The 15,488-nt window shown below is 69.3% G+C and carries 15 protein-coding genes; 13 read left to right on the forward strand and 2 right to left on the reverse strand.

Translation table 11 applies throughout. The features are described from left to right. Window positions 1–60: 60 nt before the first annotated feature. Window positions 61–1,464, forward strand: coding sequence for a UDP-N-acetylmuramate--L-alanine ligase (gene murC, locus BJY17_RS02355; protein WP_179549955.1), 1,404 nt, complete (start codon window positions 61–63; stop codon window positions 1,462–1,464). A gap of 24 nt (window positions 1,465–1,488) precedes the next feature. On the opposite strand, the gene BJY17_RS18415 is transcribed toward murC, so the two are convergent. Further along, entirely contained in the window at window positions 1,489–1,677 is a 189-nt protein-coding gene (locus BJY17_RS18415; RefSeq protein ID WP_179549956.1) for a hypothetical protein, read from the reverse strand. A gap of 64 nt (window positions 1,678–1,741) precedes the next feature. Between BJY17_RS18415 and BJY17_RS18420 the strand changes: the two genes are divergently transcribed. The 12 genes from BJY17_RS18420 to BJY17_RS02420 all read left to right on the forward strand — a co-directional run bounded on the left by BJY17_RS18420 (window position 1,742) and on the right by BJY17_RS02420 (window position 14,387). Further along, a complete protein-coding gene (locus BJY17_RS18420) occupies window positions 1,742–2,533 on the forward strand; it encodes a cell division protein FtsQ/DivIB (RefSeq protein ID WP_179549957.1) in 792 nt (263 codons plus the stop codon). A 178-nt stretch (window positions 2,534–2,711) separates the two neighbouring features. Next, complete coding sequence (gene ftsZ / locus BJY17_RS02370; RefSeq protein ID WP_179549958.1) at window positions 2,712–3,905, forward strand: cell division protein FtsZ; 1,194 nt, start codon at window positions 2,712–2,714, stop codon at window positions 3,903–3,905. Further along, window positions 3,902–4,594, forward strand: a complete 693-nt coding sequence (locus tag BJY17_RS02375; protein ID WP_376866154.1) for a YggS family pyridoxal phosphate-dependent enzyme — start codon at window positions 3,902–3,904, stop codon at window positions 4,592–4,594. Before ftsZ ends, BJY17_RS02375 begins: the two co-directional genes overlap by 4 nt. Before the next feature lie 33 nt (window positions 4,595–4,627). Then, window positions 4,628–5,104: a cell division protein SepF gene (locus tag BJY17_RS02380; RefSeq protein WP_074259250.1), complete on the forward strand. Its 477-nt coding sequence runs from the start codon at window positions 4,628–4,630 to the stop codon at window positions 5,102–5,104. A gap of 6 nt (window positions 5,105–5,110) precedes the next feature. Further along, complete coding sequence (locus BJY17_RS02385) at window positions 5,111–5,428, forward strand: YggT family protein (RefSeq protein WP_179549959.1); 318 nt, start codon at window positions 5,111–5,113, stop codon at window positions 5,426–5,428. A 115-nt stretch (window positions 5,429–5,543) separates the two neighbouring features. Continuing rightward, entirely contained in the window at window positions 5,544–6,239 is a 696-nt protein-coding gene (locus BJY17_RS02390) for a DivIVA domain-containing protein (RefSeq protein WP_179549960.1), read from the forward strand. Next, window positions 6,229–6,846 (forward strand): signal peptidase II, encoded by a 618-nt coding sequence (lspA, locus tag BJY17_RS02395; protein ID WP_179549961.1) that lies wholly within the window; start codon window positions 6,229–6,231, stop codon window positions 6,844–6,846. Before BJY17_RS02390 ends, lspA begins: the two co-directional genes overlap by 11 nt. Then, window positions 6,846–7,766, forward strand: coding sequence for an RluA family pseudouridine synthase (locus BJY17_RS02400; protein WP_179549962.1), 921 nt, complete (start codon window positions 6,846–6,848; stop codon window positions 7,764–7,766). Before lspA ends, BJY17_RS02400 begins: the two co-directional genes overlap by 1 nt. Window positions 7,767–7,853: 87 nt before the next feature. Next, window positions 7,854–11,387 (forward strand): DNA polymerase III subunit alpha, encoded by a 3,534-nt coding sequence (gene dnaE, locus BJY17_RS02405; RefSeq protein WP_179549963.1) that lies wholly within the window; start codon window positions 7,854–7,856, stop codon window positions 11,385–11,387. A gap of 46 nt (window positions 11,388–11,433) precedes the next feature. Beyond that, a complete protein-coding gene (hisD, locus tag BJY17_RS02410; RefSeq protein ID WP_179549964.1) occupies window positions 11,434–12,741 on the forward strand; it encodes a histidinol dehydrogenase in 1,308 nt (435 codons plus the stop codon). Between the two features lie 79 nt (window positions 12,742–12,820). After that, the gene (gene nrdR / locus BJY17_RS02415) at window positions 12,821–13,294 is read left to right on the forward strand and encodes a transcriptional regulator NrdR (RefSeq protein ID WP_056008298.1); all 474 of its coding nucleotides are present in this window, start codon (window positions 12,821–12,823) and stop codon (window positions 13,292–13,294) included. 40 nt (window positions 13,295–13,334) lie between these two features. After that, window positions 13,335–14,387, forward strand: a complete 1,053-nt coding sequence (locus BJY17_RS02420; protein ID WP_179549965.1) for a quinone-dependent dihydroorotate dehydrogenase — start codon at window positions 13,335–13,337, stop codon at window positions 14,385–14,387. Window positions 14,388–14,402: 15 nt separating this feature from the next. On the opposite strand, the gene BJY17_RS02425 is transcribed toward BJY17_RS02420, so the two are convergent. After that, a complete protein-coding gene (locus BJY17_RS02425) occupies window positions 14,403–15,461 on the reverse strand; it encodes an App1 family protein (RefSeq protein WP_179549966.1) in 1,059 nt (352 codons plus the stop codon). Between the last annotated feature and the right edge of the window lie 27 nt (window positions 15,462–15,488).

Consider the following 15,488-nt stretch of genomic DNA (forward strand, 5'->3'; position numbering starts at 1 on the left):
CGCCTCCGGCGTCTCGCACCCCGTCCGCAATCGACCTCAGCCAGGAAGAACCGCAACCCCGTGACGATCAAGCCCGACCTCTCCGCCCAGATCCCCGCCGAACTCGGCGCCGTGCACTTCGTCGGCATCGGCGGTTCCGGCATGAGCGGCATCGCCCGGCTCATGCTCGGCGACGGGCACCGGGTCACCGGGTCCGATGTGCGCGACTCCGCGAACATCGCGGCACTGCGTGAACTCGGCGCCGAGATCGCGATCGGGCACGACGCCGCGAACCTCGCCGACGACATCGACACCGTGGTCGTGACCGGCGCGCTCTGGGAGGACAACCCCGAGTACCGCCTCGCGCTCGAGCGGGGCCTCCCGGTGCTGCACCGCTCGCTCGCCCTCGCCGCACTCATCTCCGGCCGCCGCCTCGTCTCGGTCGCGGGCGCCCACGGCAAGACCACGTCCACCGGCATGATCGTCACCGGCCTGCTCGCGCTCGGCGAGGATCCGAACTTTGTCAACGGCGGCGTCATCGAGGGGCTCGGCGTCTCGTCGGCCGCGGGCGCCGGCGAGCTGTTCGTCGTCGAGGCCGACGAGTCCGACGGCTCCTTCCTGCTCTACGACACCTCGGTCGCGCTCATCACGAACGTCGACCCCGACCACCTCGACCACTACGGCTCGCGCGAGGCCTTCGAGCAGGCGTTCGTGACGTTCGCCGACGGGGCGCGCGAGCTCGTCGTCGTCTCGTCCGACGACGCCGGAGCCAAGCGGGTCACCGAGAAGCTCTCGCACGAGCACGTGGTCACCTTCGGCCAGGCTGCGGATGCCACGGTGCGCGTGCACTCGGTCGAGACCGACGGGCCCGTCTCCTTCGCCGTCGACTACGCCGGCGCGACCTACCGCGCCACGCTGCGCATCCCCGGACTGCACAACGCGATCAACGCGGCGGGCGCCTTCGCGGTGCTCGTCGGCCTCGGCTTCGACCCCGAGGCATCCCTCGCCGGCATCGCCAGGTTCGCGGGAACCGGTCGACGCTTCGAACTGCACGGCACGGTCGGCGGCGTCAGCGTCTACGACGACTACGCGCACCACCCCACCGAGGTCGCGGCCGCGCTGGCCGCCGCCCGCACGGTGGTCGGCGAGGGCCGCATCATCGCGGTGCACCAGCCGCACACCTACAGTCGCACTCAGACCTTCGCCAAGGAGTTCGCCGAGGTGCTCGAGCAGTACGCCGACGAGACGGTCGTGCTCGACGTCTACGGCGCACGCGAAGACCCCGTGCCCGGTGTCACGGGCGCCCTCGTGAGCGAGCGGTTCGCCGACCCGGCGCACGTCGCCTTCGTGCCCGACTGGCAGCAGGCCGCCGACTACACGGCGAGCATCGCCCGCGACGGCGACTTCGTGATCACGCTCGGCTGCGGTGACGTCTACCGCATCGTGCCCCAGCTGCTCGGCTCGCTCGAGCGCGAGCGCGGATGACGCCGGAGCCCGCGTGAAACGGCCTCAGGGGTTCGACGGACCGGCTGCGCGGGCGCCGCGCGCACCTCTGCCGGCGCCCGACGCCGACCGCACCTCGACGCCCGCCGCGCGTCCCTCTCGCGCGCCGCGGCCGGCGCCCGATGCGGACCGCACCTCGACGGAGCCGATCGCGATCGTGGTCACGACGCCCGTGCCTCCGCTCGTGCCGGGCACGGCTCCGACCCCGGCGGCGGGCCGCGTACCGTCGCAACCGCCGCGTGCCGAACATGACGACGAAGTGACCGCCCCCTCGACCTCGAAGAGCGAGCGGGCGGCCAAGCGCGAGCTCGCCGCAGCGGCCCGGGAACGCCGGAAGTACGAACGGCAGGAGGTGCGGCGGTTCACGAAGCGATCCCGTCGTCGTCGGATCGTGTGGTCGGTCGTGCTCGGCGCGATCGCGGCGCTCGTCGTCGTCGTCGCGGTCGGCGCCTACTCGCCGCTCATGGCATTGCGCGAGGTGCGCGTCGAGGGCGCCGCACGCATCCCGGTCGCCGACGTGCAGGCGGCATTCGACGATCAGCTGGGCACTCCGCTGCCGCTCATCGCGAGCGCCGACGTGCTCGCCGCGCTCTCGGACTTCCCGCTCATCGAGACGTATTCGACCGAGACGATCCCGCCCGGCACCCTCGTCGTGCGCATCGTCGAGCGGGTGCCGGTCGGCGTCGTCGACACCGGGAACGGGCTCGAGCTCGTCGACGCCGCAGGCGTCGTCATCGAGCGCCCGACGGAGCGGCCCGACGGGCAACCGCTGATCGTCGCGGAGGGCGGCGTGGCAGGCGAGGGCTTCCGCGCCGCTGCCGCGGTCATCAGGAGCCTGCCGCCCGAGGTGCGCGGGCAGCTCGTCGGCGCCTCAGCGGCGACGGCCGACGACGTGCAGCTCGAGTTGTCGACCGGCGCGACCGTCGTCTGGGGGAGTGCGGAGGAGTCCGCCGCGAAGGCGGCCGTGCTCGCGAGACTCATGGCCGCGGCACCGCCCGACACGGTCGGCGAGTACGACGTGTCGTCGCCGGCCAGCGCCGTCACGCGGTAGCGGCAGCCGGAATTCGGCCGGATCGCGGCCGATCCGCCCGGCGGTTCGCGACACGCGGGCGAGCCTTTCGCGGCAGAGGCCGTCGGGAGCCTACCGTCATCACAGGAATTGCATACTCAGCAAAACTTTAACCTTCGACTAGAGGTTCAGGGTTCAGAGTTCGCACGGAAGGCCGGTCATGTCGACAAACCAGAACTACCTCGCCGTCATCAAGGTCGTCGGTATCGGCGGCGGCGGTGTCAACGCCGTCAATCGCATGATCGAGCTCGGCCTCCGCGGCGTCGAGTTCATCGCGATCAACACCGATGCGCAGGCGCTGCTCATGTCGGACGCCGACGTGAAGCTCGACGTGGGGCGCGATCTCACTCGCGGCCTCGGCGCCGGCGCCGACCCCGAGGTGGGCCGTCGTGCCGCCGAAGACCACGCGGAGGAGATCGAGGAGGCGCTCGCGGGCGCCGACATGGTCTTCGTCACCGCGGGTGAGGGCGGCGGCACCGGAACCGGCGGCGCTCCCGTCGTCGCACGCATCGCCAAGTCGATCGGCGCGCTCACCATCGGTGTCGTCACGAAGCCGTTCGGCTTCGAGGGCAAGCGACGCCAGACGCAGGCCGAACAGGGGGTCGCGCGCCTGAAGGAAGAGGTCGACACCCTCATCGTGGTGCCGAACGACCGGCTGCTCGAGATCAGCGACCGCGGCATCTCGATGCTCGAGGCCTTCGCCACGGCCGACCAGGTGCTGCTCGCCGGTGTCCAGGGCATCACGGATCTCATCACGACCCCCGGCCTCATCAACCTCGACTTCGCCGACGTGAAGTCGGTCATGCAGGGCGCGGGATCCGCGCTCATGGGCATCGGTTCGTCGCGGGGGGCCGATCGCGCGATCAAGGCCGCAGAGCTCGCCGTCGCGAGCCCGCTGCTCGAAGCCTCGATCGACGGTGCCCACGGCGTGCTGCTGTCGATCCAGGGCGGGTCGAATCTCGGCATCTTCGAGATCAACGACGCCGCCCGGCTCGTGCAGGAGGCGGTGCACCCCGAGGCGAACATCATCTTCGGTGCCGTCATCGACGACACGCTCGGCGACGAGGTGCGCGTCACGGTGATCGCGGCCGGCTTCGATGGCGGTGAGCCGAACGCGAAGCCCGTCGAGGCGCGACGCACGAACTTCGTGCCCGCTGCCGTCGGCGCGGCGGTCGGCGGCGGCGGAGCCATCTCGAGCGAGGCCGCCGATGTGATCGCCGAGATCGACATCGACGAGCTCGTCGAGACCGCGAACTGGGGCGAGGTCGAGCCGGCGACGGCCGACCAGATCGTCTCGGACCCCGCGTTCGACACCGACGACGACGACCTCGACATCCCCGACTTCCTGAAGTGAGCGACGCGAGGCCGGCCGCCGAGTCACTGGCAGGGCGCCTCGCCGAGGTGACCGGCCGGGTGTCGGATGCCGCGCGAGACGCGGATCGCGACCCTGCCGAGATCACGACGATCGTCGTCACCAAGTTCCATCCCGCGTCGCTCGTCGAGCAACTCGCCGAGCTCGGCGTGCGCGACGTGGGCGAGAACCGGCATCAGGAGGCGCAGGCGAAGGCCGCCGAGCTCGCTGCACTCGACCTGCGCTGGCATTTCGTCGGGCAGTTGCAGAGCAAGAAGGCCAGGCAGGTCCGCGCCTACGCCTCGGCCATCCACTCGGTGGACCGGCCGGCGCTCGTCGACGCGCTGCGTTCCGACGAGGCATCCGTCGACTGCTTCGTGCAGGTGAACCTCACCGACGACGCAGGCCGCGGCGGCGTCGCCCCCGATGACCTCGAGGCGCTCGTCGCGCACGTGCTCGAGACCCCCGGACTGCGCCTCCGTGGGCTCATGGCGGTCGCGCCGCTCGGAGAACCGGCGCGCCCGGCGTTCGCCCGCGTGCGCGCCATGTCGGAGCTGGTGCAGAAATCGGACCTGACTGCGCGCGATCTGTCCATGGGGATGTCGCACGATTTTCGCGACGCGATCATGGAGGGTGCGACACACCTGAGAATCGGAACGGCAATCACCGGGAATCGGCCGGTCGCCGGTTAACCTCGAAGAGACGGAACACAGACGGAGGCAGCGATGTCGAACCCGCTCAAGAAGACGATGGTCTATCTCGGACTCGCCGATGAAGAGCTCGAAGAGGAGACCACGCAGGCCCACGCGCCCGCACCGGTGACCCCGGTCGCGAACGCGGCGCCTGCACCGAGGACCGGTGCATCGGTCACACCGCTGCGCAAGAACCATGTCCAACCGAGCACACCGCAGGCGGAGATGAACGAGATCCTGACCGTCCACCCGCGTCAATACCGTGACGCGCAGGTGATCGCCGAGTCCTTCCGTGAGGGAGTCCCCGTGATCATCAACCTCTCGCAGATGTCGGATGCCGACGCGCGTCGTCTCATCGACTTCGCGAGCGGCCTCTCGCAGGGCCTCTACGGAAAGATCGAGCGCGTGACGAGCAAGGTGTTCCTGCTCTCGCCCGCCCATGTGGTCGTCTCGGGGGAGACCGGCGAGAGTGAGGGCGACGTGGACGCGTCGTTCTTCACGCACGCGTAGCCCGTCGTGGGCGCGCTGGCAATCGTCTGGAACATCCTCTACATCCTGCTGCTCATCTACTTCTTCGTGATGTGGGGGCGGTTCGTCCTGGATCTCGTACGCACGTTCAACCGTGCATGGCGCCCTCGTGGCGCCTGGCTCGTGGTCGTCGAGGCCGTCTACAGCCTCACCGATCCGCCCGTGCGCTTCTTCCGGCGACTCGTGCCGCCGATCCGCATCGGCCAGGTCGCATTGGATCTGGGGTGGAGTCTGGCCATGCTCGTCGTGATCGTGGCGATGACCGTGGTGTCCCTTCTGGCACAGGCGGCGTCCGTGCCCGGCTGATGATCTCCTGCGAGGGATGAGGTCGAGACGATCGGCACTCACGACTCTGAGGATGTCTTTGCTACCGTTAGCTGAACGTGATCGAACAGTTCGACAGATTTGAGGGTGGAAAGCCATGGCGCTAACTCCGGAAGATGTGGTCAACAAGCGCTTCCAAGCGACGAAGTTCCGGGAGGGGTATGACCAAGACGAGGTCGACGACTTCCTCGACGAGGTCGTGGTCGAGCTTCGTCGACTGAACGGGGAGAACGAGGAGCTGCGTCAGCGGCTGTCCGCGGCCGAGGCCCGTGCTGCGGAGGCCGCCAAGGCTCCCGCCGCCGCTGCGCCGGCAGCTGCCGCGGTCTACACCGAGCAAGCGGCTCCGCCGCCGACGGTCGCCGTGCCGATGCAGCAGCCCGTCTCGCAGCAGTCGGACTTCGACGAGCAGGCGAGCACGACGAACCTCCTGCAGCTCGCCCGTCGTCTGCACGAGGAGCACGTCCGCGAGGGCGTCGAGAAGCGCGATGCGCTCATCGCCGAGGGCCATGCCACTGCGGCGCGGGTCGTCGCCGAGGCCGAGGCCAAGCAGCGCGCGCAGATCGGTGTGCTCGACCAGGAGCGCGTCGCCCTTGAGAAGCGCGTCGACGAGCTCCGCGTGTTCGAGCGCGACTACCGCGCGAAGCTGAAGAACTACATCGAGGGTCAGCTCCGCGAGCTCGACACCGCAGCGCCGGTGCAGGTCACCGGCAACCAGGGATTCTCGTCGCCTGTGGGCGCGTCGGGTCTGCCCGCTGAGCAGCCGGCACCGACGTTCCAGGGCTTTGGAGGCTGAGCGGGCCGCGAAGGTCGGCTCCACCACCGCCCTCCTGGTCGTGGCCGGCGCCGCACTCGCGGCGTACGGCCTCGACCAGCTGAGCAAGTTCCTCGTCGTCTCGAACCTCACCGAGGGCGAGGTCGTGCCGGTGCTCGGTTCGCTGCTCCAGTGGCAGTTCGTGCGCAACCCCGGTGCGGCCTTCTCGCTCGCGAGCGGAATGACCTGGATCTTCACGATCCTCGCCGCCGGCGTGATCACCTTCATCGTGTGGTTCGCACGTCGCATCCGCTCGATCGCCTGGGCCGTCGTCTTCGGGCTCCTGCTCGGCGGAGTGCTCGGCAACCTGACCGACCGGCTCTTCCGTGAGCCGTCGTTCGGCCTCGGGCACGTGGTCGACTTCATCGCGACGCCATGGCTCATCCCGGCGATCTACAACATCGCCGACATCGCGATCGTGTCGAGCATGGTGCTCTTCATGATCCTCACGATCCGCGGCATCGGCCTCGACGGCTCGCGCGAGCTGCGGCCCGTGAAGCGCGACGCGGTCGAGACCGTGCCGAACGAGACGCCCGCCGCCACGGTGGACGGCGACGTTCCGCTCCGCGAAGCCGCGACCGGAGCCTGATGGAGCACCGTTCCTTCCCCGTTCCCGACGGGCTCGAGGGTGCGCGCGTCGACGCGGGCCTTGCGAAGCTCCTCGGCTTCTCGCGCACCCTCGCGGCCGACATCGCCTCGGCGGGCGGCGTGTCGCTCGACGGGGCATCGGTCGACAAGTCCGACCGGCTCCGCGCCGGCGCCTGGCTCGAGGTGAGCTGGGAGGAGCCGCGCGGCCTGACCATCGACCCGATCGCCGTGCCCGACCTCGGCATCATCCACGACGACGACGACCTCGTGGTCGTCGACAAGCCGGCCGGCGTCGCCGCGCATCCCTCGGTGGGGTGGAACGGGCCGACCGTCGTCGGCGCGCTCGCGGCCGCGGGTTTCCGCATCTCGACCTCGGGCGCGTCCGAGCGACAGGGCGTCGTGCACCGCCTCGACGCGGGCACCAGCGGCCTCATGGTCGTCGCGAAGTCGGAGCGCGCCTACACCGAGCTGAAGCGACAGTTCCACGACCGCGAGGTGGAGAAGATCTACCACACGGTCGTACAGGGCCACCCCGACCCGCTCGCCGGAACGATCGACGCGCCGGTCGGCCGTCACCCGCGCTCCGAATGGAAGTTCGCGGTGACCGCCGAGGGCAAGCACGCCGTCACGCACTACGAGACCATCGAGGCGTTCCCCTACGCATCGCTGCTCGAGGTGCACCTCGAGACCGGCCGCACGCACCAGATCCGGGTGCACATGGCCGCCCAGCGGCATCCGTGCGCGGGGGACTCGATGTACGGCGCCGACCCGACGCTCTCGGCGAAGCTCGGCCTCGAGCGGCAGTGGCTGCACGCCAAGCAGCTCGCCTTCGCCCACCCGGCCGACGGTCGGTGGACGACGTTCGTGTCGGAGTATCCGGCCGACCTCGCGCACGCGCTCGACGTGCTCCGCGGCGACTGAAACACCACTCGAGCGGGCCGGGCGTCGCCGGGTCGCCGTAGACTTTGATGACCCCGTGAAGACCCCGAAACACACTCGCCGTACCCGATGAGGAGCCCAGTGGCCACCGATTCCTTCGTCCATCTGCACGTGCACAGCGAGTACTCGATGCTCGACGGCGCAGCGAGGGTGGGGGAGCTCATCCAGGCCGCGAAGAGCGAGGGAATGCCCGCGGTCGCGGTCACCGACCACGGCAACGTGTTCGGTGCGTACGACTTCTGGAAGCAGGCGACCGACGCCGGCATCAAGCCGATCATCGGCACCGAGGCCTACATCACCCCGGGCACCGCACGTGGCGACAAGACCCGCATCCGGTGGGGCAACGGCGGCGGCGACGACGTCTCGGGCTCGGGCGCCTACACGCACATGACCCTGCTCTCGGAGACGACCGAGGGCATGCACAACCTCTTCCGTCTCTCGAGCCGCGCGTCGATCGAGGGGTACTACTTCAAGCCGCGCATGGATCGCGAGCTCCTGTCCATGTACTCGAAGGGACTCATCGCGACGACGGGCTGCCCCTCGGGCGAGGTGCAGACGCGACTCCGGCTCGGGCAGTACGACGAAGCGGTGAAGGCGGCATCCGACTTCCGCGACATCTTCGGCAAAGAGAACTACTTCGCCGAGATCATGGACCACGGGCTCGGCATCGAGCGCCGCATCATGGAAGACCTGCACCGGCTCGCGAAAGACCTCGCACTGCCTCTCGTGGCGACCAACGACCTGCACTACACGCACGCCGCCGACGCCAAGAGCCACGCGGCGCTGCTCTGCGTGCAGTCGGGTTCGACGCTCGACGACCCCAACCGGTTCAAGTTCGACGCCGACGAGTTCTACCTGAAGACGGCCGCCGAGATGCGCCACGTCTTCCGCGACTACCCCGAGGCCTGCGACAACACCCTGCTCATCGCCGAGCGCGCCGATGTGAAGTTCAACACGAACGCCAACTACATGCCGCGCTTCCCGGTGCCCGAGGGCGAGAGCGAAGACACCTGGTTCGTCAAGGAGGTCGATCGCGGCCTCGAGGTGCGCTACCCGAACGGCATCCCGGCCGAGGTGCGCAAGCAGGCCGACTACGAGGTCGGCGTCATCCTGCAGATGGGGTTCCCCGGCTACTTCCTCGTCGTCGCCGACTTCATCAACTGGTCGAAGAACAACGGCATCCGCGTGGGTCCGGGCCGTGGCTCAGGTGCCGGTTCGATGGCGGCCTACGCCATGCGCATCACCGACCTCGACCCGCTGCAGCACGGCCTCATCTTCGAGCGGTTCCTGAACCCCGACCGCGTCTCGATGCCCGACTTCGACGTCGACTTCGACGAGCGTCGTCGCGGCGAGGTCATCAGGTACGTGACCGAGAAGTACGGCGACGAGCGTGTCGCGCAGATCGTGACCTACGGCACGATCAAGGCGAAGCAGGCGCTCAAGGACTCCGGCCGCGTGCTCGGCTTCCCGTTCTCGATGGGTGAGAAGCTCACGAAGGCGATGCCGCCCGCGGTCATGGGCAAGGACATCCCGCTCACCGGCATCTTCGATTCGAAGCATCCGCGGTACAAAGAGGCCTCCGACATCCGGGCCATCGTCGAGACCGATCCCGAGGCGAAGACCGTGTTCGAGACGGCCCTCGGCCTCGAGAACCTGAAGCGCCAGTGGGGCGTGCACGCTGCCGGCGTGATCATGTCGAGCGATCCGCTCATCGACATCATCCCGATCATGAAGCGCGAGCAAGACGGACAGATCGTCACCCAGTTCGACTACCCGGCGTGCGAGTCGCTCGGCCTCATCAAGATGGACTTCCTGGGGCTGCGCAACCTCACCATCATCGACGACGCCCTCGACAACATCGAGGCCAACCGCGGCCATCGTCCGGTGCTCGAAGACCTCGCGCTCGACGACCAGGGCGCCTACGACCTGCTGGCGAGGGGCGACACGCTCGGCGTGTTCCAACTCGACGGCGGGCCGATGCGATCGCTGCTGCGCCAGATGAAGCCCGACAACTTCGAAGACATCTCGGCCGTCATCGCCCTGTACCGGCCGGGCCCGATGGGTGCGAACTCGCACATCAACTACGCCCTGCGCAAGAACGGCCTGCAGGAGATCACCCCGATCCATCCCGAGTTCGAGGAGTCGCTCCGGGAGATCCTCGACACGAGCTACGGCCTGATCATCTATCAGGAGCAGGTCATGGCGATCGCGCAGAAGGTCGCCGGGTTCTCGCTCGGTCAGGCAGACATCCTGCGCCGCGCGATGGGCAAGAAGAAGAAGTCAGAGCTCGACAAGCAGTACGAGGGCTTCTCCGGAGGCATGAAGGCGAACGGCTATTCGGATGCCGCGATCCAGAAGCTCTGGGAGATCCTGCTGCCCTTCTCCGACTACGCGTTCAACAAGGCGCACTCGGCCGCGTACGGCGTGCTGAGCTACTGGACCGCGTACCTGAAGGCGCACTACCCGGCCGAGTACATGGCGGCGCTGCTCACGAGCGTCGGCGACGCACGTGACAAGCTCGCGCTGTACCTCAACGAATGCCGTCGCATGGGCATCAAGGTGCTGCCGCCCGACGTGAACGAATCGATCGGCTACTTCGCCGCCGTCGGTGAAGACATCCGATTCGGCCTCGGTGCCGTCCGCAACGTCGGGTTCAACGTGGTCGACGCGATCCGCAGCGCACGCGAGACGAAGGGCCGGTTCGAGTCCTTCCACGACTTCCTGAAGAAGTCGCCGCTCCCGGTGGCGAACAAGCGCACGATCGAGTCCCTCGTGAAGGCGGGCGCGTTCGACTCGCTCGGCGCGACGCGTCGCTCGCTCGTCGAGATCCACGAGGGCGCCGTCGAGTCGGTCGTGAAGGAGAAGCGGGCTGAAGAGGTCGGCGACTTCGGCTTCGACTTCGACAGCCTCTTCGACGACGACGAGCGGGATGCCGCGCCGTCGCTCGTGCCCGCGCGCCCGGAATGGCCGAAGAAGCAGAAGCTGGCGTTCGAGCGCGACATGCTGGGGCTCTACGTGTCCGATCACCCGCTTGCGGGCCTCGAGGCTCCGCTCGCGAAGCACGCGTCGACGACCATCACCGACCTGATGACCTCCGATTCGACGCAGGACGCCGACACCGTCACGGTTGCAGGTCTCGTCACGAGCGTGCAGCACCGCATCGCGAAGGCCTCGGGCAACCAGTACGGCATGATCACGGTCGAGGACTTCTCGGGCGAGATCACGGTGATGTTCATGGGCAAGGCCTACCAGGAGTTCGCGCCCGGACTGCAGGCCGATTCGATCGTGGTCGTGCGCGGGCGGGTCAGCATGCGCGACGACGGCATGAACCTGCACGCCTACAGCGTCTTCACGCCCGAGATCGGTCAAGACGAGGAATCGGGCATCGTGAAGATCACGCTGCCCGACCAACGGGCGACGCAGGAGACCACCGAGGCGCTCCGAGACGTGCTCGTCCGTCATCACGGCGACACCGAGGTCCGCATCACGCTGACGAAGGGCCGCGTCGGTCGCGTCTTCGAGATCGGGCAGTACCCGGTCAAGGTGACCGCCGACCTCTACGGCGAGCTGAAGAGCCTGCTCGGCCCGAACTGCCTCGTGTGACGGCGGCCCGGTGCGCGGCGTGACACGTCGGTAGGCTGGAATCATCATGCTGCGCACCATCGACCTCCGTGGAACCCGACCCTCGACGGCAGGGCTCCTCGCCCTCGTGCCCCGGGCGGCGACCGACGTCTCCGCGGCACTCGACGCCGCCCGCTCGATCATCGACGAGGTGCGCGAGCACGGTGAGACGGCGCTGCTCGACCAGGCCGAGCGCTTCGACGGCGTTCGACCTTCGGCGGTGCGCGTGCCGGCCGATGAACTGGCGGCGGCGCTCGAGGGTCTCGCCCCCGAGATCCGCGCCGCGGCGCTCCAGACGATCGAGCGCGTCCGTTCCGCGAGCGAGGCCCAGGTGCCCGCCCCGCAGACGACCGTGCTCGCCGCGGGGGCCATCGTCGAGCAGCGCTGGCAGCCCGTCGCCCGCGTCGGCCTCTACGTGCCGGGCGGCAAGGCCGTCTACCCGTCGAGCGTGATCATGAACGTCGTGCCGGCCCAGGTGGCCGGGGTGCGCTCGATCGCGCTCGCGTCGCCGGCGCAGTCGGAGTTCGACGGCCGCATCCACCCGACGATCGCGGGCATCGCAGCCCTCCTCGGCATCACCGAGGTCTACGCCATGGGCGGCGCCGGGGCGATCGGCGCCTTCGCGTATGGCGTCGACGGCATCGGTCTCGACCCGGTGCAGCGCGTGACCGGTCCGGGCAACGTCTTCGTCGCCGCCGCGAAGCGCGTCGTGCAGAGCGTCACCGGCATCGATGCCGAGGCCGGGCCGACCGACATCCTCGTCATCGCCGACGACAGTGCCGACCCCGATTTCGTCGCGGCCGACCTCGTGAGCCAGGCGGAGCATGACGAGCTCGCCGCCGCCGTGCTCGTCACCGACTCACCTGAACTCGCCGCTCGGGTGGCCGAGCGCCTCGAGGCGCGCGTCACGGCCACGAAGCACAGCGCGCGGGTGCGCGAGGCGATCGACGGCGTGCAGTCGGCGATCGTGCTCGTCGACGACCTCGAGCAGGCCGCCGACTTCGCGAACGCCTTCGGCCCCGAGCACCTCGAGATCCAGGTGCGCGACGTCGATGCCACGCTCGCTCGCATCGAGAACGCCGGCGCGATCTTCGTCGGCTCCTTCTCGCCGGTCAGCCTCGGCGACTACGCCGCGGGTTCCAACCACGTGCTGCCGACGGGCGGTCAGGCGCGCCACGCATCCGGGCTCTCGGCCGCCACGTTCCTGCGTCCGCAGCAGGTCGTGCGCTACGACGAGCAGGCGCTCCGCGAGGTCGCACCGGTGATCGCCGCGCTCTCGACCGAAGAGGACCTGCCCGCCCACGGCGAGGCCGTCACCGCCCGCTTCCCGGGCTGACCTCGATCCGATCCGTTCCGCCGGGAGTCGTCGCGGCGGTCGGCGGCGCCCCGATCGCCGCCGCTAGGCTGGGAGCACCATGTACTGTCCCTTCTGCCGCCACCCCGACTCCCGAGTCATCGACTCCCGCACGAGCGACGACGGGCTCTCGATCCGGCGCCGCCGCCAGTGTCCCGAGTGCGGGCGCAGGTTCTCGACCACCGAGACGGCGAGTCTGGTCGTCATCAAGCGTTCGGGCGTGGTCGAGCCGTTCAGCCGCGAGAAGGTCGTGCTCGGCGTCCGGAAGGCGTGCCAGGGCCGCCCGGTGACCGACTCAGACCTCGCGGTGCTCGCGCAGAAGGTCGAGGAGACGATCCGTTCGACGGGTGCGTCGCAGATCGAGGCGAACGACATCGGCCTCGCGATCCTGCCGCCGCTCCGCGAGCTCGACGAGGTCGCGTACCTCCGTTTCGCAAGCGTGTACCAGGCGTTCGATTCGCTCGACGATTTCGAGTCCGCGATCGATCAACTGCGTGAAGAGCACGGGCGTCTGCCGGCGCGACCGGTGGAGTGACGTCGGCCCCGCCGCTCCCACTCCGGTAGCCTGAGGCGCGATGTATCGACTTCTCTTCACCGCCTTCCTCTCCCACATGGACCCGGAAGACGCGCACCACCTCGCGTTCCGCGTCATCCGTGCGCTGCCGACGCTCGGGTTCGGCAAGCTCGTCGAGCGGTTCACCGCGCCCGACCAGTCGCTCGCGGTCGAGACGCTCGGCCTTCGCTTCCCGTCGCCCTTCGGCGTCGCAGCAGGATTCGACAAGGACGGCTTCGCAGTGCGCGGCCTCGGCAACCTCGGGTTCGGGCACGTCGAGGTCGGCACGATCACCGCGGTCGCCCAACCCGGCAACCCGCGGCCGCGGCTCTTCCGCCTCGTGGGCGACCGCGCGCTCGTGAACCGCATGGGATTCAACAACGGCGGTGCGGATGCCGCAGCCGGCCGTCTCTCGCGTCTGGCACGCCGTCGCGATCGTCCGGTGCTCGGCGTCAACATCGGCAAGAGCCGGGTCACCGCCGTCGAAGACGCGGTGGCCGACTACGAACGGAGCGCCCGCGTGCTGGCACCCTTCGCCGACTACCTCGTGGTCAACGTGAGCTCGCCGAACACCCCGGGGCTGCGCGGCCTGCAGGAGATCGATTCGCTCGCCCCGCTCCTCGAGTCGGTGCGCGCTGCCGCCGGCGTCACCCCGCTCCTCGTGAAGATCGCCCCCGACCTCGACGACGCCGAGATCGTGCGCATCTGCGAGCTCGTCGAGCGACTCGGCCTCGACGGCATCATCGCGACGAACACGACGATCTCCCGCGAGGGGCTCACGGCCGAGGCATCCGTCGTGGAAGCCATCGGGGCAGGCGGCCTCTCGGGCGCACCGCTCGCTGCACGCTCGCTCGACGTCCTGCGACTCATCCGCGCTCAGGTGCCCGCCGAGCTCTGCGTCGTCTCGGTCGGCGGCGTCGAGACCGCCGCCGACGTGCAGAACCGGCTCGATGCAGGCGCCACGCTCGTGCAGGGATACTCGGCGTTCATCTACCGGGGCCCGTTCTGGGCCAGACAGGTCAACCGCGGCCTGGCGAAGTTCGCACGCAGCCGCCGTTCGGCCGTCGCGGCGTAGCGAGCAGCTCGAACGTCAGAGCACGCCGAGATCGGCGAGCCGGTCGGCGATCGTCGATCCGTCGTTCGCCGAGACCCACGGCACACCCGAGGCGTGCTGCTCCGTCTTGGTGCGACCTCCGGCGAGCACGGCCTCGCCCTTCGACAGGCGGCGAATGGCGACGGCGGCGACCTTGCCGGGGTGCTCGAGCGCGAAACGCTCGTAGTGCTCCTCGTCGTGCTGACCGTCGTCGCCGATGAGCAGCCAGCGCACCTCGGGGAACTCCTCGGCGAGCCGCCGGAGGTTCTCCTGCTTGTGCTCACGGCCGCTCCGGAACCAGCGGTCGTGCGTCGGCCCCCAGTCGGTGAGGAGCAGCGGCCCGGCGGGATAGAGATTGCGCGAGAGGAATCTCGTGAGCGTCGGTGCGACGTTCCAGGCGCCCGTCGACAGGTAGATGACCGGGGAGGCCGGGTGCGAGCGCACGAGGCGCTCGAACAGCACGGCCATGCCCGGGGTCGGGATTCGCGCATGCTCGTCGAGCACGAACGTGTTCCAGAATGCGACGAGCGGCCGGGGGAGCGCCGTGACCATCACGGTGTCGTCGACGTCGGAGATGATGCCGAACCGCACCTCAGGTCCGACGATCCAGATCGGCGCCTCGACCGGCTCCGCACCATCGGTGTGCAGCGTGACACGGTGCCAGCCGGGCTCGAGCGAGACCGGCACCTTCGTGTCGACCACCCCGCCGCGATCGGCCAGCACCTCGATGCTCGTGCCGCCGACCTCGATCACCACGGGCACGCCGCCCACGGGCACGCTCGTGAAGCTGCGCCATCCGCGGATGCCCTGCTCTCCACGGCGACGGCGGCGCTTCGACGTCTCGTCGGGGTCGACCGGCTTGCTGAGCAGCACCCGGCAGAGCACTCGTACCCATTCGGTGGAGCCGTAGCCGGTGTAGGGCACGATGGTGGGCCGGTGCCCTCGGCGGCGCGCCCAGCGTTCGCGGATGTCGTGCACCCAGTCTTCGAGGCGCGCGGCACGATGCCGGACCTGGCGCTCTCGTTGTCCGGCCGGAAGGGGGGAGCTCGCCGGCATCCACTCAGTCTGTCATGCGTCGAGGCC

Origin of the sequence: Agromyces hippuratus (assembly GCF_013410355.1) — a bacterium.
GTDB classification, from domain to species: Bacteria; Actinomycetota; Actinomycetes; order Actinomycetales; family Microbacteriaceae; genus Agromyces; species Agromyces hippuratus.